The organism is Halocatena salina (genome assembly GCF_023115355.1).
In the GTDB taxonomy this organism is placed as follows: domain Archaea; phylum Halobacteriota; class Halobacteria; order Halobacteriales; family Haloarculaceae; genus Halocatena; species Halocatena salina.
Genome location: NZ_CP096019.1, coordinates 1,967,430 through 1,984,898, shown reverse-complemented (window position 1 = coordinate 1,984,898; position 17,469 = coordinate 1,967,430). Strand labels below are relative to the sequence as shown.

Genomic DNA, 17,469 nt, shown 5'->3' with positions numbered 1-17,469 from the left:
CTCAAATCAGTCGTCCGTCGATGCGTGTTCAGTGCTCGGGACATCGCTCCCGAACTCCGAGTCGGTGAGGTCCGCCTCGCGCCACGTGCCCCGCTTGAACCAGAGATACGCGATGACGCCGCCCGCGATGTTGGAGACAGGGAAGGCGATCCAGAGCCCGGTGGCGTCGAGTGCGAGTACGTTGGTTCCGATCCACGCGACCGGCAGCCGAACGATCCCGAGCGCTATGAGCGAGATGACCGCAGCAATCAACGTCTTACCAGCCCCGCGGAGCCCGCCGGTGTACGCCCGCATGACGCCGATGAACCCGAACGTCGGTGCCGCATACCGAAGGAAGGTCGCGGTCGCATCGACGACAGCGGGATCGTTCGTGAAGACGGCGGCGACCGGGGCGGCAGCCAGCCACACGATGACGCCGAACGCAGTGAGACCGATCAGCATGATCCGCGAACCGAAATGGTTGGTTTCGGCCGCTCTGTCCTGTTTCTTCGCGCCGATGTTCTGGCCGGTCATCGTCTCGATGCCCTGTGAGAGGGCGAGTGCCGGTAAGAAGATCACCGAGAACACCCGCGTGCCGATACCATAGGCGGCAACGACGGTCTCGGGAAACGCAGCGATGATGAACATCAGCAGATTGATCGAAAGCGAACGGGTAGTTCCCTCGATCGAGGCCGGGACGCCGATGTCGAACACCCGACGGGCGAACGAAAGGTTTGGCGTCATCTGGGAGAGCCGGATCTGCACACCACGCGTTCCACGGAACATGATCCACAGACCGACCACGAACGCGAGGACACGGGAGAACACCGTCGCAATAGCAGCACCCTCAATGCCCGATCCGGCGTAGCCCGTCAGCTCGAACAGCCACGTTTCGAGACCGCGCATACCGAGATAACCGAACAACGGATTGCTCTCGAAGCCAAAGATGAGAAGCGGATCGAGCACGATGTTGAGTACGACTGATCCGAACATCACGAGCATCGGCGTGATCGTGTCGCCATACCCCCGCATCAGCGAGATGAACACCGCAAACCCGAAGACTGCGACCAGTCCAGCCGAGAACACCTGCATGTAGCCGGTCGCTTGGGCCGCAATGTCCGGCGCGGCCCCGAGGAGGGCGAGGAAGTCCTCAACGAGGAAGTACCCGGCGCCTCCAAGAACGAGTGACGCGACGACCGCGTAGGTGATCGTCTGGGAGGCGGCGTATTCGGCTTTCCGTTCCTCACCAGCACCGATGTGTTGGGCGACGAGCACACTGCCAGCTACCGAAAGACCCAGTGCCAACGAGATCAGCAAGAAGACGATCGGAAACGCGAAGCTGATCGCCGCGAGCGCGGTCGTGCTGTACTGCCCGAGCCAAAAGGTGTCCGCGAGATTGTACGCGGTCTGAAAGAGGTTCGTGATGATGATCGGCAAAGAGAGATAGAACAGTGGCCAGCCGATACCACCGCCGGTCAGATCGAACTCATCTTTGGACTTGAACACCTTGTTGAACACCGATCGAATACTCACTTCGAGATCACCTCCACAGCCACGGGATCGCTACCCATGTGAGACCGTCCAGCACTGAACGACAGCCGATAGGCGTTGCCGGTGGGATAGGAAACACCCGCGCTGTCGCTCCGGCCGATTCCTCGTCCGAGGGATGCAAGCGAGAACTCACATTCCTCGGGGGTAACCCAACTCTCGGTCGATTCGTCTGCGTCGATACGGAGCGCCCTTCGCCGGCGTGTGGACCACGCCAGGTTGGCCACCCCTTCGAGTTCGTCAGTCGTCTCGTCAGTCATGTATTATTAGTAAGTAGAAACTGACCGTCCAGTCAGCCCGTATCATAACTGACTGTCCAGTCAGTTAAATAGCTGTTGGAATAGAATGATATCCCCTGTTGTTAGTTCCCGTGAAAGTATGTCCTCCGAGAGGTCGTCGCGTACGGAAAATGATAGCTAGCGTGATTGGTCGTTTCCAGCGGGTCCGACAGCTTGCGTCGGTTACCGGCTCCGGGATCCGGATCGAGCGCCGTAAGAGACCGTGTTCATGGTCGGAGCGCTCACTCGGCGTCGGAGGTAGGGACGACCTTCTTGCCGGTTTCTTTTGGAATCACGCGCCGGTCGGCGTCGGTCCACTCCTGTTCGAGTTCGCGGCCGTCGAACAGCCGATCGAGGAAGACGGCGAGTCCGGCGACCTCAGAATGGGGTTGGTTGGTGACGGCGACGTTGAAGTCCGCCCGGTCGTACACGTCGAAGGGGACCTTTTCGGCTCCCACGACGACGAGCAGCGGGTCGGTCGTCGCTCGGAGGTCGTCCTCGACGGACTGGACCGGCAGCCCGTACATCGTCAAATGCGCGATCGTTCCCTCGAAGCTGCTCACCAGCCGCTTTGGGTTGTCAGTCGTTTCGACGGTGAACGGGCCGCCGAACCGGTCGGTGATGTCGGTGATGGTGTCCCGGGAGTGGGAGGCGTCCGTCGAGAGCACCACCCGGTCGGCTCCGAGCGCCCGGGCGGTGAGACCGACGTGGGTGGTCATCCGGTCGTCGCGCCCCGGTCGGTGCCCGAGCCGGAGCACGGTTACCTCGCGTTCGAACATACCGCGCCTAACGCCGGGACGGGTTAGGCGGTTTCGCTGTCCGGTTGTGTTCTCGGCGGTAGGCGATCGGTGGCTATACCCCGATGGGCAGCGATGCTGTGGGTAGAGGCGCGCTGCTCCCGGCGGGACTGAATCCGGATGCGGAACGTGTTGCCGTTATCCTTCGTGGACCTTTATAAGATCCGTGTACAGGGGGAGTCCACGAAGACGGTGGGCGATGAGACCGATGGAGAAAGCTTTATTGGATCGCTCCACGGATTTTTACCCCCTCTTTCAACTGTGCCAGCAGCGACCAAGGCATTGAAACGGATCTTCGGATCGCCCGAACCGCTAATGGCCGTCACTTTCAACTGTGCCAGCAGCGACCAAGGCATTGAAACAGTTATGACGGCTCTGCGCTCTCTGAACTCCGTCGCTTTCAACTGTGCCAGCAGCGACCAAGGCATTGAAACACCTCCACGTTGCTGTCGCGGATCGATGGATTTGTGCTTTCAACTGTGCCAGCAGCGACCAAGGCATTGAAACTGCAATCGTCCGCGCTGCCGTATCCGTATCAACGCTTTCAACTGTGCCAGCAGCGACCAAGGCATTGAAACATCGACTCTGGGAGATCGCTGAAGAAAACCTCGTGTCTTTCAACTGTGCCAGCAGCGACCAAGGCATTGAAACGAAATTTCAGGCAACTACTACCAGTCAACAGGAACAGCTTTCAACTGTGCCAGCAGCGACCAAGGCATTGAAACCGCCCATCTCCACCTTCGACCATGATCTCGACGACCCTTTCAACTGTGCCAGCGGCGACCAAGGCATTGAAACGCCTGTGAATCTATGATTTATCCAGAGGATAGAGATCTTTCAACTGTGCCAGCGGCGACCAAGGCATTGAAACGACTCAGATAACTACTGAGCGAGGAATTGGTCATCCTTTCAACTGTGCCAGCGGCGACCAAGGCATTGAAACGGAGCATTCGGGCTTCTCTGAGGTCCACTTGGCTGGCTTTCAACTGTGCCAGCAGCCATGAAGGCACTGAAACTCGATAGACCTTGTAGAGAACGTGCTTCCGAGATGAAAATATGAAAATAGTCTTCTACTCGCGTTCGTCCACGCGGGCGTCCGGCTCGCCGTCTTCGTTGAGGGCGTCGAGCAGTTTCCATTCGAACTCTGCGATCGCCTGCGCGGCCTCGCTGTCCTTGTTGATCTTGTACATCGTGCTGTTGCCAGCGTCGCGCGTGATCTTGATGAGTCCGTAGTCGAGCAGCGTGTCGATGTGGTCGTAGAACGTCGATCGTTCGATACCGGCCATGCGCGCGATGTCGCTAGCGGTGAGGTCCTAGGTGTGGTCTCCGAGCATGACGGCCAAGATTTTGACTTTGAAGCGATTCCCGAGGACTTCCTCAAATGCTGTTCCTTCGGCGTAACACTCGGTTTCCATAGATCATGATACGTTCCGACGAATATAAGCATTCAAGGTGTTGTTTGAGAACAACAGAGATCATTCCTCAATCCCACAATTCTCTTATACATCTATGGCTCGTTTGACTAATCGATGAGATTCCGAAGTAAGGAGGGGCGAAAGATCCGAAATCAGATTGTTGAACGGGGTGGGTATAAATGCCGGATATGTTTCGAAGATGGTGTGAAACTGGATGTTCACCATATTATCCCTCGTGTGGAAGGTGGCTCTCACGAACCGGAGAATTTGGTCACGTTATGCGTTGGCTGCCACCGAAAGATGGAACGAAAAGATGAGAAGAAGCAACATCGCCTGTTGAATCAAGCAGAGCCGGAAAATAATCCTCTTGAATTCGGTCTGAGTGCATCTGAACTCCTTTCACTGAAAGCAAACGACGAACTCAAGCTGGACATCGTGGAAAAGCTCGCACGAGAAAAGGTCACGGGAAGCCACTCGAAGCAAGTGGCCACCGTGAAAAACTGGTTCAAATCGTCGGACCAAGACCGCTTCGAGGACTTAATCCGCGAGTTAGGCCGCGACACAGACGCGCCAGTCATCGCGGTTGGTGGCGGCGCACGAGACACCGTGAAGTTGACGAGCATCCCGGACGCGAAAGAGTGGTTGAAGGACCGTGGCCGGGACCTGTGGTGGCTCTAAGATAGAGCCAAGGTGCCCCCGGCCACCTTATTCTACGTTCGTCGTGCAGAAGTTTGTTCTGTTGAGTCCGCTGCTGTTATCTTTCAACTGTATCCACACCCACCGAAACGTCCAGACTGACCGCTCCGTCTCCGCTCTCGAAGCTAGACACGCTCGTAACCATCCCAGATCCGACTATCACCCGGCGACGAGTATTAATCTGCTCCGATAGCACGACGAATATGACAAATAGCTATCCGATACGATCGACGCACGACCACGAGGCGGCGTGAACCGGAGGATCCGATCGACAGCGACCCGATTCCAGAGTAACGACACGCCCGATGAAGATCACTACGACGACAGTACGAACGCGATACCTAGTGTTTTATAATATGACAGGACAACGATGAGATCGGAGGCTGCACGCGTTACAGTACCCACACGGATCGTGTGGGGCCGGGTGCTCAGGACACCCGGAGATGGTCTCCACATAGAGGCAAAGACCATGTACGATTCTAACCCAAACGACCTTGAAGGTACCGACGCGCTCACGAGCAGAGAGGAACGAAGTTCCGCAAGCAGACGGTCTGCGACCGTCGATGATATCGAAGAGACGATCCTGCGTTACTGCTGGGCGAAGACCGACGAATGCCCGGCGTGTGGCTGTGACTCGGCGCTCCGCATCGGTGTCGAAACTGAGAACGAGGAAGCCGTGAGTGCTCCGGACTGCCAGCTGTGTGATGCTGTAGTCCGGACGATCGCCGACGGCGTCGACTTCGACCTCACCTGAGCCGATCCCGAAGACGGACAGGAGTGGTTCCCTCCACGAATTTTCATCCCATCTGTGGGCCGGAGGATTACGGCAGTAGACACACAGTACGTAATTTATGTATCAGATGTCAAAGGGACAGGTACAGACCATCTAGTTCGGTTTCCGTACGAATAGTATCTCGGCCGCGTGTTGGTGTGATTCTCCAGACGATTCGTCGTCAAAGATCACCTCTTCAAACTCGATGACGTTCCAATCCTGATAGTACTCCATCAGCTCACCTCGTGCGTAGAAGTATTCGTTTTCTGTCCAGTCCGGCGCTGTCGGAACATCGGGGTGGTCGACGAACGCGAACAGAGCATGAACACCCACAGAAGCCGTCTTCTGCTTGAAATGGTCGAACTGACGTTCCCGATTCTCGGGGCGAATATACTGAATCGCACCAGCCGAGTAAACCACGTCAACCGTTTCTGGGAGGGTGGCGTCGTTTGCATCCGCTTCAATAGTCTGAATGCTCTCCCCGCGCTGCTCTGCGAGGCGTTCGGCCTTCAGCAACCCGTTGGGAGAAACCTCCAGCGCGTACACACTCCATCCGTGTTCAGCGAAAAACACCGCGTCCCGACCTTCGCCAGCACCAATGTCGATCGCCGTGACACCAGATTCGGTTTCTGGAGCGAGTTCCACCGTCTTTTTGGCCATCTCGTTTGGCTCCGTACCCCAGTAGTACTCCTCCTGTCCGTACATTCGCTCTCGGTTGGCGAACTCCATAACCGAACGGGTCCTTCAGTGAACGTAATTATACCGATTAGGTCGCGGACTACCTAACCGCTGTTGCAGCGACACAGGCGTCGAGTTACTGAGATCTTCAACAGAGCCATTGCTGCCCATCGTTGTGTTATCGACCGAATGCAACGGTGGTGGGATCGCCGTGTACCGATCTCGAATACTGGTTTCCCGTTATCCTGTGGGATGGTCGCCACAGTCCGTTTGTCTGACTCGGCGGCGATGCAGGACTCAGGGATCTACAGAACTCAAAGCAGAGTGCCTCCCTGTCTCACAAATCACGGAGCGATTTGCTGGATACTAGGGCGTCATAGAACAATTCACAAGGCCCGGTATCCCTCGCTCTGATCTGTTTCACCGTCGGTCACAATAGTGAGAGGTCGTTGCGCCGCAAGTGACACTTCACATTTGCTCCCAAACAGTTCGAAGAGATCTCCGTGGATCCTCATAAAGAGCTCGCACCATTGGGACAACGTCGTATTTCACCGAACGAAGGCCAACGATAAGTAGTCCCACCGCCAGAACGCCCGCACCCACGATCCCAGGGATGCTTCCGAGGCCGTTCGTGAAATCCGGTGCAATAACAGCGAGGAAGCTGACAAATATCAGTAGTGCGAGACCGATCTTCAGCAGCACGTCAGAGAGCCGTTTCCATCGGGTTGGCTGATATTGGGACGCGATTTCGTCCTCGAATTCGCATCGCCAGTCGGCGCGTGTCCGCAGTGTGAGAGCGCTGTCATCGGTTCGATCTCGGTCCCGTTCACGCGCCAATTGGAGGATCTTATCCCGATCGAGTTCATGAACGGTGCGAATCCGTTCCAGAGTCCGATATGCATCGGCAAGCCCCCGGCGGATGTGGTCTTCCTGACGATCCTTGAATGCCAGTTCGAACTGCCGGTCAGGGAGTTCCGCTAAGAGTTCGTAATCTTCGATACCAGCGTTGAGTCGCTGTCGGATCCTCTGTTGGTCACGTCGACGTTTCGCCGCATCCACGTCGTCGAAATTCCGCCCGAGACGGTCGCGCTGAGCCGGTGTAAGCAGAGAACTCGATCGGTCTGTCACAGGTTTTCGCTGGCTTTTCACTCACTTGACTCTACTGTCTCAGCGAGGGCAGTCCTGTCTGTACGGTCGTCCACCCGGTTACGGGTTGGAGGAAGACGGTGTACAGGGAAACGAGATCACTCCATGGACGGCGTCACACCCTCAAAAAATGGCGACAAAGGTCTACAGGTAATATGTAGGCACGGAGGGTTGCCAAGACACGAATGTCGAATACACTCCGCGACAGACTGCGGTTGAGTCGCACCGACGACAACCAGCAGACCACACGACTCCGTGCACTTGTGGAAGCACTCGGGCTGACAGTCGGTGGTGCAGTGTTCAGCTTCCTCGTCTTCTTGATTTACCGACCGACGGTGATAGGGATGCTAGAGCCTGTGTCCCCAAATTTCTCCTCCCTAGCCGTGTCGAAAGCAACGCAGATCGGATTCTTTCTGTTCGTGGGGGGCTACGTGTTTCTCACAGGCCGGTGGGACCGCCTCCAGTTCAGTCGTCCGAGCGTCCGTGATCTCGTGTGGGTCGTTCTGGGGACTGTCGGGTTGGAGATCGCTGCCGAAGGGACGACTTGGGTTTTGACGACTATGAGCATACCAATCGATCCGATAACTGGGAGTATGGATGTCGGGTTAATGACGTGGCCGTCACTCGCACCGTTCGTCTTTCTCGGGTTGTATCTCCTTCCAGCGATGGCCGAAGAACAATTCTTCCGCGGATTCATCCAAGAACGCCTGCTCGATGGATTCCATCCGGTGACGGCGATCGTCCTCAGTTCAGTCTGCTTCACCCTCGCACACGGACTGTACGGACTCGGCGGCGGTGCTGCGTTCCTTGTTCCGTACTTCGCGTACCTGTTTCCACAGGGTATCGTGTTCTGCACGGTCTATGACCGAACACAGGGTGTCCTCGTCGTGGCGACGGTACACGCGCTCTCGTGGACGAATCTGACCCTGCTACCGTTTCTCTAATCCTCTCCGATGAGGTTGAAGACGGGAAGGTAGCGTTATAGAGGAGTTCCCCGTATTGATCGTGCTGCCTGAATCGCTTATCCTCATAGTTGTTGACATTTTTCAACTGTGCCAGCAACTAGCACGGCCATGGTGGCTATCACTCCCGAAGACGAGCCAAGCCAATATCACATCGTATCAATAATAAAATCTACATTATCGAATTTATTTTTTAATATACAATACTATTATAGACATAGGAGGTGAGAAAACGTCTGGAGGAGAGTGCATGACGAACTTCTGTGCCAGCTGCAACGTCAAGCTGGAAAACGAAGACATCGAAGACGGCAAGCGGATGGGCATGTGCCCGTACTGCGGCGATAAACCGTTCAAATACATTTGAATTAATATATCACAATAAGTAATCTGCGTTACCGATTTCGAATTTTATTTCATCAATCAGATGTGAACTAAGAAGTATGGCGACCAATCAGGCGATCGGACAGATCGATCTCACGTCCACCCAGCGGGTGGCAGTCGCGGACTTTCTCAGCTATTTCGAGGGGATCGAAGACGACAGGGAGCCGCTTCGGTTGGCGTTGGTTCTGGCTGGTGAGAAGCCGGGGACGATCGTTTCGACGGAGCCGTGGAGGTGTCTGGCTCGCTCCCCGATCGATTTTTTTGACCGGTTAGGTCTTGCATACGGGCGCGTTGCGCCATCGTCGTCGTGGTATGTGGCGCGGGACCCCTTGCGAATCAGCTATCTGCCCGAAAAAGTGCACGATCGCCCGGAGTATCATCGTCGGTTGGGGTGGTTTTTTGGCTATCCACGGGCGGCGATCGACCATTTTATCGAACAGGAACTCTCCGACCGAACGCGGCCAGCAGAGTTCATCGCGAGTGGACAATTTTCCGCGTACGAACTGGCGTTTTCCCAGTTCGTCTTCCACGTCCCGGTCGATTCCGTCCACGGCTACGAGCGGGCCATCGAACAGGGGAAGGCCAACCGTGATCTGTTGCTCGAACTCGCCGACCGATGGGAGCTACCGGCGCTCGAACACCAAACCGAGATCGTCTATCGCTTTCTCGTCGATCAACTGCACCGCGCGACTCGCTGAAACAGTAGTAATTATAAAATATTACTCACACTATCCGAGTGTATCTTTCGACTGTACCAGTATCGACTAAGGACCTGAGACACACCGACGAAATCGACAACGATGTCCGCTGGCAGGAGGGACGGTGATCGATTTGCCGAACACGAGCACCGAGCATCGTCGAGTGTCATCTCACCACTTCCATGACCCCGTGAGCAGTCCACGCGAGTCGAAAGGACCTAACCACCATCTATATTCACCAAGAGACATTATAGAAAATATATGCTCGTTCCGTCACCAGTCCCGCCATGCGCGGAAACCCTGACGGAGAGACAGCGATGCGAGTTGGGTCGGTATTTCGAGCGACACGCCGAAAACGACGCGTGTTACCGTGATCCATTGTTGCTTGCGCTCGTGGTGGCTGGCGACAAGCCAGCGGCGGAGATCTCTGCCACAGAGTTCGCCTTTCCGGAGCATCCTTGGACACCTCATCGAGGACTGATAGCGCTGTGCGAGCTGTTCGAGCTATCGTATCGGCGGATCGGACAGGGAACCGGAAACGACTGGTTCATCGCCCCGACGGACGGTCGTTTAGATCTGCTGCCATCGAGCGAGAAAGCCGACCGTAATCGGGCGTGGCACCGCCGCTTAGGCGTCGTTCTCGGCTACCCTCCCGAAGCGATCGACTTTTTCATTGACACCGATGGAACGGAGCGAACGCGACCGCGTGATCTCCTCAAACGTGGCGTGTTCAGTCCGGAGGAACTGGCGTACACGCGGTTCGTCTTCTACATCCACGACGATTCGATCAACGGCTACGAGCGCGCCATCGAGACAGGCCGAGCCGTTCGGGCGCGATTCACGGAACTGGCTGAGATGTGGCATCTCCCCGCGCTCGCGGCCATCGCAGACGATGTCTTCGAGGAAGCGAAACACACCGTCACGTCATCTCAGTAAGTCAGTATCGTAACTTCTCTTCACACCGCTTGCAAATGTTTTCGCCGTTCCTGTGTGGCTCGATCTCCGTCCAAAAACCACAGTTGTGACATTGCACTTCCTTCCCCATATATGCATATAGTTTTAGAATAAAATAAAAGTCTGAGGAAATTAAAGTGGTGGATGGGTCGCTGTAGTCGATACGAACGCAGTGGGCGGGCGTTCTCCGCCTGCCAGCGGGTGATTGCCGTCGTACTCCGGTCGGCTAGTCCGGCGGTGATTTAGGGTCGGAGTACCATCCACAGACGAAAATACTGTATCGGACCACGTGCATCATCTGGGTGTGGGACTCGGTGGGAGGTCACCTGTTGCGGAACGTGTTGCCGTTATCCTTCGTGGACCTTTATAAAGTTCGTGTACAGGGGGGGTCCACGAAGACGGTGGGCGATGAGACCGATGGAGAAAGCTTTATTGGACCTCTGGACAGATTTCCACCCCCTCTTTCAACTGTGCCAGCACCGACGAAGGCATTGAAACGCGATAGACCTTGTAGGGAACGTTGCTTCCGAGATGGTGCACCGTTATATGTTGGGCCTTACCCCAACACTATAGATGTTGGGCCTATTACCAACATATGCAGATGGCAGATGAGAGTGATGTAGTCAAAGAACAAACGACCTACAAGGACGGGATGGTTCGGTCGATTACCATGCGACCGACCGAGTCCGATACCTATCCCTGTGGGTGGAAATACCGCCTGCACTTTGGCGATACTAATGGCAACACGATTCTGCGGTACGATAACTCACACGAACTCGAAAAAGGCCATGAACGTCACACTACAGACGGTGTCGAAATCATTGACTTTCCAGGGATGATGGTCCTCCACGACCGATTCCTCCGGGAAGTTGATGAATGGTGGGAACAAAACGAATAATGACCCACTAAGTCAGTTGGCCATCTGCACGCGCACAGAACAATGAAACAGCGTGATGAAGTAAAAGAAACCGGCAATGACAGACACACTGATCGTTCGGGTCGGGGAAGACGACCGAACACGACAAGAGACCCGTGAATGGATTGCAGCAGTTGAACGAGGGGAGGATGTCGAACCTCACCGAGTCCTCAATATCGAACGTGAAGAGGATGTTGCACGCATCCTGAGCGCGGTGAATCTCGAACTTCTCCGGACTATCTCGGAGGAAGAACCATCAAGCATCCGTGAGACGGCTGAACTCGTCGAACGGGATGTTAAAGAAGTCCATCGGAATACGAACGAGTTGGAAACGCTCGGGCTTATCCAGTTCGAGCAAGATGGGCGCTCCAAACGGCCGGTCGTCCCGTACGACGACATCCGGCTTGACATCGATCTCTCCGGAGATCATGAAAACAATCGCAACCACGCGGTTGCGTGAACTGTCTTTTTTCGCCATCGAGTCCGCCACCGTTATCTCTCAACTGTATCAACACCCACCGAAACACCCAGACTGACCGCTCCGGATTTGCTCTCGAAGCTGTTGCTCTCGAAGTTGTCGCGCTCGTGGCCACACCAAAGCCGACCACCGTCCAGACGAGCATGAACTTACCTCGACAGCATGACGAATATGACAAATAGCTATCCGATACGATCGACGTACGATCACGAGGCGGCGTGAACCGGAGAACCCGATCGACATCGATACGATCCCAGAGTAACGACGCTCACGATGAAGATCACTACGACGACAGTACGAACGCGATACCTAGTGTTTTATAATATGACGGGACAACGATGAGATCGGAGGCTGAACACGAGTAAGTTCCACACGGGTCACCGTGTGGGACCCGGGTGCAGGAACACCCGGTAAAGGTCTCCAATCGCAGGCTGAAGACCATGTACGATTCTAACCCAAACGACCTTGAAGGTACCGACGCGCTCACGAGCAGAGAGGAACGAAGTTCCGCAAGCAGACGGTCGCAGACCGTCGACGATATCGAAGAGACGATCCTGCGCTACTGCTGGGCCAAGACCGACGAGTGCCCGGCGTGTGGCTGTGACTCGGCGCTCCGCATCGGTGTCGAAACTGAGAACGAGGAGACCGTGGCAGCCCCGGACTGCCAGTTGTGTGATGCTGTAGTCCGGACGATCGCCGACGGCGTCGACTTCGACCTCACCTGACCCGGCTCCCCACGGGCGGCCGCCAACGGTCCTGTAACCTCCCTTCCAAAATATTGTTTCAGGGAACGTTTTACTGATTTGATCACCTACTCGATAGCGATGACTGGCACACAGCCCCGCGTCGTCGCCCTCTGTGGGAGCCTCCGGGATGAGAGCCGGACTCGGATCGCCCTCCATCGGGTGCTGTCGGCGACAGCCGGGGCCGGCGGAACGACGACGCTGCTAGATCTCCGTGCTCTGGAGCTACCGATGTTGAACGCCGAGACCGAGGCTGGAAGCGAGGACACCGAACGCCTCACGGCGACGATCGCTGAAGCGGACAGCGTGGTGCTTGGCACGCCGAACTACCACGGCTCCTATTCGGGAGCACTGAAAAACGCCCTCGATCACTGTGGGCGCGAAGAGCTGGCGGACACGACCGTCGGGTTGCTCGAGGTGGCCGGAGGGGAGTTTCCGGGGACGGCGCTCGCCCACCTCCGGGCGGTCTGTCGGACGCTGCACGCGTGGACCCTGCCGACAGAGGTGGCGATCCCCGAGTCCCCTACACGGATCACCGACGACGACGTTCAGGACCCGGAGGTAGCCGACCGGCTCGACCGACTGGGCCGGGAACTCGTGGCCTACGCTGACGTCGCTCAGGTTCCAGGCCGCACCCGAGCGGACCCGACGCCACAGACGAGTGACTGACCAATAATCAGCAGCCCTGATCGATACCACCGTAATCGTATCGGCTGTTCGAACAGAGCTGCTACGTATCGGAATACACTTACTGTGATCGCTACCACACCCGGTATGGATCTCAGCGGAAAGCGCCTCGTCGTCACTGGTGGCGCAGGACTGATCGGCTCGGTGCTTGCCGAACGGCTCGCCGACGACAACGACGTGCTCGTGGTCGATGACCTATCAAACGGCGTTAGCGAATCAGTGCCCGACGCCGCGACGTTCATGGAGGGCGATCTGACCGATCCGGCGGTCGTCGCTGACGTCATCACCCCCGATGTCGACGCGGTGTTTCATCTCGCAGCCGCCGACAAATACGTCGACACCGACGAGCCACGCGAACAGTTCGAGACCAACAGCCGGATGACCCACACCATCCTCGAACGGATGCAGGAAGTCGGCGTCTCGAACGTCGCGTTTACCTCCTCGTGTACGGTGTACGGAGAAGCGGGCGAGCCGACACCCGAAACGTACGGTCCGCTCGAACCGATCAGCGTCTACGGCGCGACCAAACTCGGTGAAGAGGCACTGCTCTCGGTGTACGGCCACACCCACGATTTCACCGTCTGGACGTTCCGGTTTGCCAACATCGTCGGTCCCCGGTTCGGTGCTGGCGTCGTGCCCGATTTTGTCGAGAAGCTGACTGAAGATCCAGAGACGCTCACCATCCTCGGGAACGGCAAACAGACGAAATCCTACATGCACGTCACCGAGTGCGTCGACGCGATGTGCCACGTAGTCGAACACACCGACGAGCCGGTCAACACGTTCAACCTCGCAACGCAGTCGACAACATCGGTCGACCGCATCGCGGACATCGTGAGCGAGGAGATGGGTCTCGATCCTGACTACGAGTACACCGGTGGCGAGCGCGGCTGGGAGGGCGACGTGTCGACCGTGTTGCTTCCGATCGATGAACTGCTCAATCTGGGCTGGGAGAACGAACTATCGAGCGATGAATCCGTTCGGAAGGTCGCTCGGCAGTTGATCGATCGACAGGAGTGAAACCGCCGAGCAATACGAATCCTGTATCTGAGGGTGTTCGAAAACTTCGGTTTCAGTAATGGGTGATCGCTCGACGCAGCATGTTCGGAGTGAGACGAACACCAAGCGCTATCTCCTCGCCCCGCTGCTCGCAGCCGCGCTGTGGGGTGGGATGTACGTCGTCAGCAAATGGGGATTCGGGGCGATTCCGCCGTTGACGCTGGCGTTCGTCCGCGTCGTTCTCGGCGCGGCAACGCTGTTCGTGCTCGTTCGGCTCACGAAGCCCCAACGGTCGTTCAGCCGGGTGGAATGGTATCGGTTCGGAGTGCTCGCCGTTTGGGTCGCAGTGACGATGGCAACACAGTTTCTCGGTACGGCACTCACGACCGCGAGCCAAGGTGCGCTGTTGACAGTGTTGACCCCGGTTTTCACGTTGGTACTGGCAGTGAGTCTTCTCGATGAGTCGCTGACTCGTCAGAAGCTGTTCGGGATGGCTCTCGCAACGGTCGGCACGGTGATCGTCGTCGGTGATCGGTACGGTGTCAGCGTCGCCGGTGGGCAACTCCACGGGATCGGGCTGTTGTTGCTTGCAAGCCTCGGCTGGGCGGCGTACACGGTGTACGGCAAGCCGCTGGTGCGTCGGTACTCCGCACTGGAGACGGCGACCTATTCGACGATCCTCGCAGTGCCCTTGATGACTGTTTTGGTGCCGATCGAGCTGGCGTCAGTCTCGATCGATCCGGTCGGGGTTCTGGAACAGCCGACAGTACTCGGAGCGGTGGTGTATCTCGGCGTTTTCAGCACGGCTCTCGCGTGGTATCTCTGGTACAAAGGGTTGGAGTACGTCGACGCCGGCACGGTTGCGGTATTTTTCTTTGCCCAGCCGGTCGTCGGCGTCGCGTTCGGCGTCGTCTTTCTGGGCGAGGCAGTCAGCCCGCTGTTCGTGATCGGCGGCATCGTGATGGCGCTGGGGATCTCCGTCGTCAGCAGCGCGCGGTGAGCATCATGAGCTTATGGGATCGAAAACGAGGCTGCCGCCGCACACGATTCGTCTGAAGTCAGTTCCGCGCGAGCGGTGTAGGTGCCGGGGGCGGGATCGTCCCACGCGGCTTCGAACGTTTCGGTATCGCCCGGCGTCAGGGTGAGATCGCTGAGGACTTGGGCGAACATCCGCCCCTCGCTCCACCGCCAGCGTTCTTGTTGTGTGGCGTCGTCCGATACGACGAAATCAGCCTTGCAAGCATCGCTAAATTCGAGCGTGACCGGCTCGTCGCCCCCGTTCCGTACCGTGAAGGTGAACTGAACCGGCTGGTCGGCGTCGACTGTGAGCTGTCCGTCGAGCATGGGAGCTATATTTTTCTCCACACAAATAATTCGATGGGTACCTAACCCCGACAGGGTCGTGGGAATTCCTTTCAACTGTGCCAGCGGCGACGAAGGCATTGCAACTTGGGCCAGGATCTCCGCGACAGCCACGATATCGTTCCTTTCAACTGTGCCAGCAGCGACGAAGGCATTGCAACGATATCGTCCTCGAGGTAGATCGAGACATTGTCCTCTTTCAACTGTGCCAGCGGCGACGAAGGCATTGCAACGCATGGAGGGTTGCGATATTGTCAATATTGTTGTCGTCTTTCAACTGTGCTAGCGGCGACGAAGGCATTGCAACGACTTGCTCGATCAGCTCCGAATCTCGCCCATGACTTTCAACTGTGCCAGCGGCGACGAAGGCATTGCAACTCATGGATAGTTGTTCCTCGGCGCATTGGATACGTTTCTTTCAACTGTGCCAGCAGCCACCAAGGCATTGAAGCGGATCACTGTCACCGTCTACTGCTAGTATACCGACTGTTCAGCTGCGCCACCCACCAAGGCATCTAAATCTAACCCAACCAGTCACATCCACACCCATCCGACCAAACGTATCAGTTCTGCCGCCACACCCAACCGAGAGCCGCCGCTCTCGAAACTCCAGACAAGCCAACCCAGCGACACGATTCAACCAATAGCCTAGAGTTTTATACCATAACGGAGCAAGAATCAGATCGGAGGCCGCACACGCTGAAAGTACCCACACGGATTGTGTGGGTGCCGGGTGCCACTACCACCCGACTGTGGTCTCCGTAACGCAATCGAGACCATGTTCGATTCTGATCCAAACGACCTTGAAGGTATCGCTGATATCAACGACGGCATCGAGCAAGCCATCCTGCTGTACGGTTGGCGTCGGGCGGACTCGTGTCCGGCGTGTGACTGTGAGTCATCGCTCCTGATCGGCGTGGAGACGGGCGATGAGTCGGCCGTCGCGGTGCCCGACTGTCCGTTGTGCGACGCGATCATGCGGGACGTGGCGGACGACATCGAGATCGGGTTACAGTAGCGACCGATCACACCACCCGATCCGACAGCGACTCGCCGTTTTCGAGGCGCTCGGCGTTGGCAACCACCAGCTTCCCGACAGATTCGTGATACGTGTTCGACAGTGCGCCGACGTGGGGCGTGACGATCACGTCGTCGTACTCCCACAGCGGCGAGTCGGCCGGAAGTGGCTCCTCGGCGTGGGCGTCGAGACCCGCGCCGGCGATCTCGTTCCCATCGAGCGCGTCGAGCAACGCGTCCTCCGCGACAACCCCACCCCGAGCGACGTTGATGAGATACGCGTCATCATCCATCGCCGCGAACACGTCAGCGTCGATCATCGCCTCAGTATCCTCGGTCAACGGCACACACAGCACCACGAACCGAGCGCCAGCCACCGCGTCGTGGAGTTCGTCCGGACGGAACAGCTCATCAACTCCCGGCACGGGTTTGGGCTCTCGGCGGACGCCACGAACCGTCATCCCGAGCGCGTCGGCCCGGAGTGCCACGCCCTCGCCAAGCGTACCGAGTCCCACCACACAGACCGTCTCGTCTTGCACCGTGAACGTCGCGTCGTACGGCTCGACTTCCCAGCTGTTTGCGTGTTGGCGATCCCGATACCGGTGGAGTCGGCGGGCGAACGACAGCAGCATCCCCAGCACCGTCTCCCCGATGGTCGTGGCGTGAATCCCCGGGCTGTTGGTGAGCGCCGTTCCCGTCTCGGCGTATCGTTCGAACGGAAACGCATCGACACCGGCGCGGATGCAGTGCACCCACGGCGCATCGAGCAATACATCTTCGTGGCCGAACGTGACGACACAGTCGTATTCTTCGACTGAGCTGCCCGCTTCGAGCACCGCACACTGGTGGCCGTGCGATTCGAGAAATCCGGCGATCCGTTCGGGGTCGAAGCTGAACGCGATGGAGTCGTGAACGCCGATCTGCATAGGTGATCAGTCAGTGCGCGCGTACAAAACACCGCCG

Annotated in this window: 19 protein-coding genes, 1 pseudogene and 1 CRISPR repeat array; of the genes and pseudogenes, 12 read left to right on the top strand and 8 right to left on the bottom strand. The window is 57.3% G+C overall.

What is annotated here, in order from left to right:
• Window positions 1-6 precede the first annotated feature (6 nt).
• The 4 genes and pseudogenes from MW046_RS10130 to MW046_RS10115 form a co-directional block, all read right to left on the bottom strand.
• Window positions 7-1,512, bottom strand: a complete 1,506-nt coding sequence (locus MW046_RS10130) for an MATE family efflux transporter (RefSeq protein WP_247992989.1) — start codon at window positions 1,510-1,512, stop codon at window positions 7-9.
• Window positions 1,509-1,787 carry a hypothetical protein gene (locus tag MW046_RS10125; protein ID WP_247992988.1) on the bottom strand — a complete coding sequence of 93 codons (279 nt, stop codon included), beginning with the start codon at window positions 1,785-1,787 and terminating at the stop codon, window positions 1,509-1,511. The genes MW046_RS10130 and MW046_RS10125 overlap by 4 nt, the downstream gene beginning before the upstream one ends.
• Window positions 1,788-2,047: 260 nt before the next feature.
• Window positions 2,048-2,584, bottom strand: a complete 537-nt coding sequence (locus tag MW046_RS10120; protein ID WP_247992987.1) for a tRNA (cytidine(56)-2'-O)-methyltransferase — start codon at window positions 2,582-2,584, stop codon at window positions 2,048-2,050.
• Window positions 2,585-2,854: 270 nt separating this feature from the next.
• A CRISPR array of direct repeats spans window positions 2,855-3,618; the repeat unit is 37 nt; unit sequence CTTTCAACTGTGCCAGCAGCGACCAAGGCATTGAAAC.
• 54 nt (window positions 3,619-3,672) lie between these two features.
• Window positions 3,673-3,900, bottom strand: a pseudogene (locus MW046_RS10115) (helix-turn-helix domain-containing protein); the annotation flags it as partial.
• A 231-nt stretch (window positions 3,901-4,131) separates the two neighbouring features.
• Here MW046_RS10115 and MW046_RS10110 point away from each other — a divergent pair.
• Both MW046_RS10110 and MW046_RS10105 read left to right on the top strand, forming a co-directional pair.
• Window positions 4,132-4,695, top strand: a complete 564-nt coding sequence (locus tag MW046_RS10110) for an HNH endonuclease (RefSeq protein ID WP_282190207.1) — start codon at window positions 4,132-4,134, stop codon at window positions 4,693-4,695.
• Between the two features lie 388 nt (window positions 4,696-5,083).
• Window positions 5,084-5,467 carry a hypothetical protein gene (locus MW046_RS10105; RefSeq protein WP_247992984.1) on the top strand — a complete coding sequence of 128 codons (384 nt, stop codon included), beginning with the start codon at window positions 5,084-5,086 and terminating at the stop codon, window positions 5,465-5,467.
• A gap of 132 nt (window positions 5,468-5,599) precedes the next feature.
• Here the strand turns inward: MW046_RS10105 and MW046_RS10100 are convergent, their stop codons facing one another.
• Both MW046_RS10100 and MW046_RS10095 read right to left on the bottom strand, forming a co-directional pair.
• Complete coding sequence (locus MW046_RS10100; protein ID WP_247992983.1) at window positions 5,600-6,214, bottom strand: SAM-dependent methyltransferase; 615 nt, start codon at window positions 6,212-6,214, stop codon at window positions 5,600-5,602.
• Between the two features lie 417 nt (window positions 6,215-6,631).
• On the bottom strand, window positions 6,632-7,291 hold the full coding sequence (locus tag MW046_RS10095) for a hypothetical protein (protein ID WP_247992982.1): 660 nt from the start codon (window positions 7,289-7,291) through the stop codon (window positions 6,632-6,634).
• Between the two features lie 203 nt (window positions 7,292-7,494).
• Between MW046_RS10095 and MW046_RS10090 the strand changes: the two genes are divergently transcribed.
• The 9 genes from MW046_RS10090 to MW046_RS10050 all read left to right on the top strand — a co-directional run bounded on the left by MW046_RS10090 (window position 7,495) and on the right by MW046_RS10050 (window position 15,127).
• Window positions 7,495-8,253 (top strand): CPBP family intramembrane glutamic endopeptidase, encoded by a 759-nt coding sequence (locus MW046_RS10090; protein ID WP_247992981.1) that lies wholly within the window; start codon window positions 7,495-7,497, stop codon window positions 8,251-8,253.
• A 458-nt stretch (window positions 8,254-8,711) separates the two neighbouring features.
• Complete coding sequence (locus tag MW046_RS10085; RefSeq protein WP_247992980.1) at window positions 8,712-9,350, top strand: hypothetical protein; 639 nt, start codon at window positions 8,712-8,714, stop codon at window positions 9,348-9,350.
• 261 nt (window positions 9,351-9,611) lie between these two features.
• Window positions 9,612-10,286 carry a hypothetical protein gene (locus MW046_RS10080; protein ID WP_247992979.1) on the top strand — a complete coding sequence of 225 codons (675 nt, stop codon included), beginning with the start codon at window positions 9,612-9,614 and terminating at the stop codon, window positions 10,284-10,286.
• Window positions 10,287-10,905: 619 nt separating this feature from the next.
• The gene (locus MW046_RS10075) at window positions 10,906-11,202 is read left to right on the top strand and encodes a toxin-antitoxin system TumE family protein (RefSeq protein ID WP_247992978.1); all 297 of its coding nucleotides are present in this window, start codon (window positions 10,906-10,908) and stop codon (window positions 11,200-11,202) included.
• A 76-nt stretch (window positions 11,203-11,278) separates the two neighbouring features.
• Window positions 11,279-11,680 (top strand): HVO_A0114 family putative DNA-binding protein, encoded by a 402-nt coding sequence (locus MW046_RS10070; RefSeq protein ID WP_247992977.1) that lies wholly within the window; start codon window positions 11,279-11,281, stop codon window positions 11,678-11,680.
• Window positions 11,681-12,138: 458 nt separating this feature from the next.
• A complete protein-coding gene (locus MW046_RS10065; RefSeq protein WP_247992976.1) occupies window positions 12,139-12,423 on the top strand; it encodes a hypothetical protein in 285 nt (94 codons plus the stop codon).
• Window positions 12,424-12,522: 99 nt separating this feature from the next.
• Window positions 12,523-13,110 carry an NADPH-dependent FMN reductase gene (locus MW046_RS10060; RefSeq protein ID WP_247992975.1) on the top strand — a complete coding sequence of 196 codons (588 nt, stop codon included), beginning with the start codon at window positions 12,523-12,525 and terminating at the stop codon, window positions 13,108-13,110.
• A gap of 105 nt (window positions 13,111-13,215) precedes the next feature.
• On the top strand, window positions 13,216-14,148 hold the full coding sequence (locus MW046_RS10055; protein WP_247992974.1) for an NAD-dependent epimerase/dehydratase family protein: 933 nt from the start codon (window positions 13,216-13,218) through the stop codon (window positions 14,146-14,148).
• Window positions 14,149-14,206: 58 nt separating this feature from the next.
• Window positions 14,207-15,127 carry a DMT family transporter gene (locus MW046_RS10050; RefSeq protein ID WP_247992973.1) on the top strand — a complete coding sequence of 307 codons (921 nt, stop codon included), beginning with the start codon at window positions 14,207-14,209 and terminating at the stop codon, window positions 15,125-15,127.
• An 11-nt stretch (window positions 15,128-15,138) separates the two neighbouring features.
• On the opposite strand, the gene MW046_RS10045 is transcribed toward MW046_RS10050, so the two are convergent.
• Window positions 15,139-15,471 carry a BsuPI-related putative proteinase inhibitor gene (locus MW046_RS10045; protein ID WP_247992972.1) on the bottom strand — a complete coding sequence of 111 codons (333 nt, stop codon included), beginning with the start codon at window positions 15,469-15,471 and terminating at the stop codon, window positions 15,139-15,141.
• Between the two features lie 796 nt (window positions 15,472-16,267).
• On the opposite strand from MW046_RS10045, the gene MW046_RS10040 reads away from it, so the two are divergent.
• Window positions 16,268-16,507, top strand: a complete 240-nt coding sequence (locus MW046_RS10040; protein ID WP_247992971.1) for a hypothetical protein — start codon at window positions 16,268-16,270, stop codon at window positions 16,505-16,507.
• A gap of 7 nt (window positions 16,508-16,514) precedes the next feature.
• Here the strand turns inward: MW046_RS10040 and ddh are convergent, their stop codons facing one another.
• Window positions 16,515-17,432: a D-2-hydroxyacid dehydrogenase gene (gene ddh, locus MW046_RS10035; protein ID WP_247992970.1), complete on the bottom strand. Its 918-nt coding sequence runs from the start codon at window positions 17,430-17,432 to the stop codon at window positions 16,515-16,517.
• Between the last annotated feature and the right edge of the window lie 37 nt (window positions 17,433-17,469).

Coding starts and splice junctions, on each gene's coding strand:
- MW046_RS10125 (WP_247992988.1), bottom strand. CDS start 1,787: ATGACTGACGAGACGACTGACGAACTCGAAGGGGTGGCCAACCTGGCG.
- MW046_RS10120 (WP_247992987.1), bottom strand. CDS start 2,584: ATGTTCGAACGCGAGGTAACCGTGCTCCGGCTCGGGCACCGACCGGGG.
- MW046_RS10110 (WP_282190207.1), top strand. CDS start 4,132: ATGAGATTCCGAAGTAAGGAGGGGCGAAAGATCCGAAATCAGATTGTT.
- MW046_RS10105 (WP_247992984.1), top strand. CDS start 5,084: ATGAGATCGGAGGCTGCACGCGTTACAGTACCCACACGGATCGTGTGG.
- MW046_RS10100 (WP_247992983.1), bottom strand. CDS start 6,214: ATGGAGTTCGCCAACCGAGAGCGAATGTACGGACAGGAGGAGTACTAC.
- MW046_RS10090 (WP_247992981.1), top strand. CDS start 7,495: ATGTCGAATACACTCCGCGACAGACTGCGGTTGAGTCGCACCGACGAC.
- MW046_RS10085 (WP_247992980.1), top strand. CDS start 8,712: ATGGCGACCAATCAGGCGATCGGACAGATCGATCTCACGTCCACCCAG.
- MW046_RS10080 (WP_247992979.1), top strand. CDS start 9,612: ATGCTCGTTCCGTCACCAGTCCCGCCATGCGCGGAAACCCTGACGGAG.
- MW046_RS10075 (WP_247992978.1), top strand. CDS start 10,906: ATGGCAGATGAGAGTGATGTAGTCAAAGAACAAACGACCTACAAGGAC.
- MW046_RS10070 (WP_247992977.1), top strand. CDS start 11,279: ATGACAGACACACTGATCGTTCGGGTCGGGGAAGACGACCGAACACGA.
- MW046_RS10065 (WP_247992976.1), top strand. CDS start 12,139: ATGTACGATTCTAACCCAAACGACCTTGAAGGTACCGACGCGCTCACG.
- MW046_RS10060 (WP_247992975.1), top strand. CDS start 12,523: ATGACTGGCACACAGCCCCGCGTCGTCGCCCTCTGTGGGAGCCTCCGG.
- MW046_RS10055 (WP_247992974.1), top strand. CDS start 13,216: ATGGATCTCAGCGGAAAGCGCCTCGTCGTCACTGGTGGCGCAGGACTG.
- MW046_RS10050 (WP_247992973.1), top strand. CDS start 14,207: ATGGGTGATCGCTCGACGCAGCATGTTCGGAGTGAGACGAACACCAAG.
- MW046_RS10045 (WP_247992972.1), bottom strand. CDS start 15,471: ATGCTCGACGGACAGCTCACAGTCGACGCCGACCAGCCGGTTCAGTTC.
- MW046_RS10040 (WP_247992971.1), top strand. CDS start 16,268: ATGTTCGATTCTGATCCAAACGACCTTGAAGGTATCGCTGATATCAAC.
- ddh (WP_247992970.1), bottom strand. CDS start 17,432: ATGCAGATCGGCGTTCACGACTCCATCGCGTTCAGCTTCGACCCCGAA.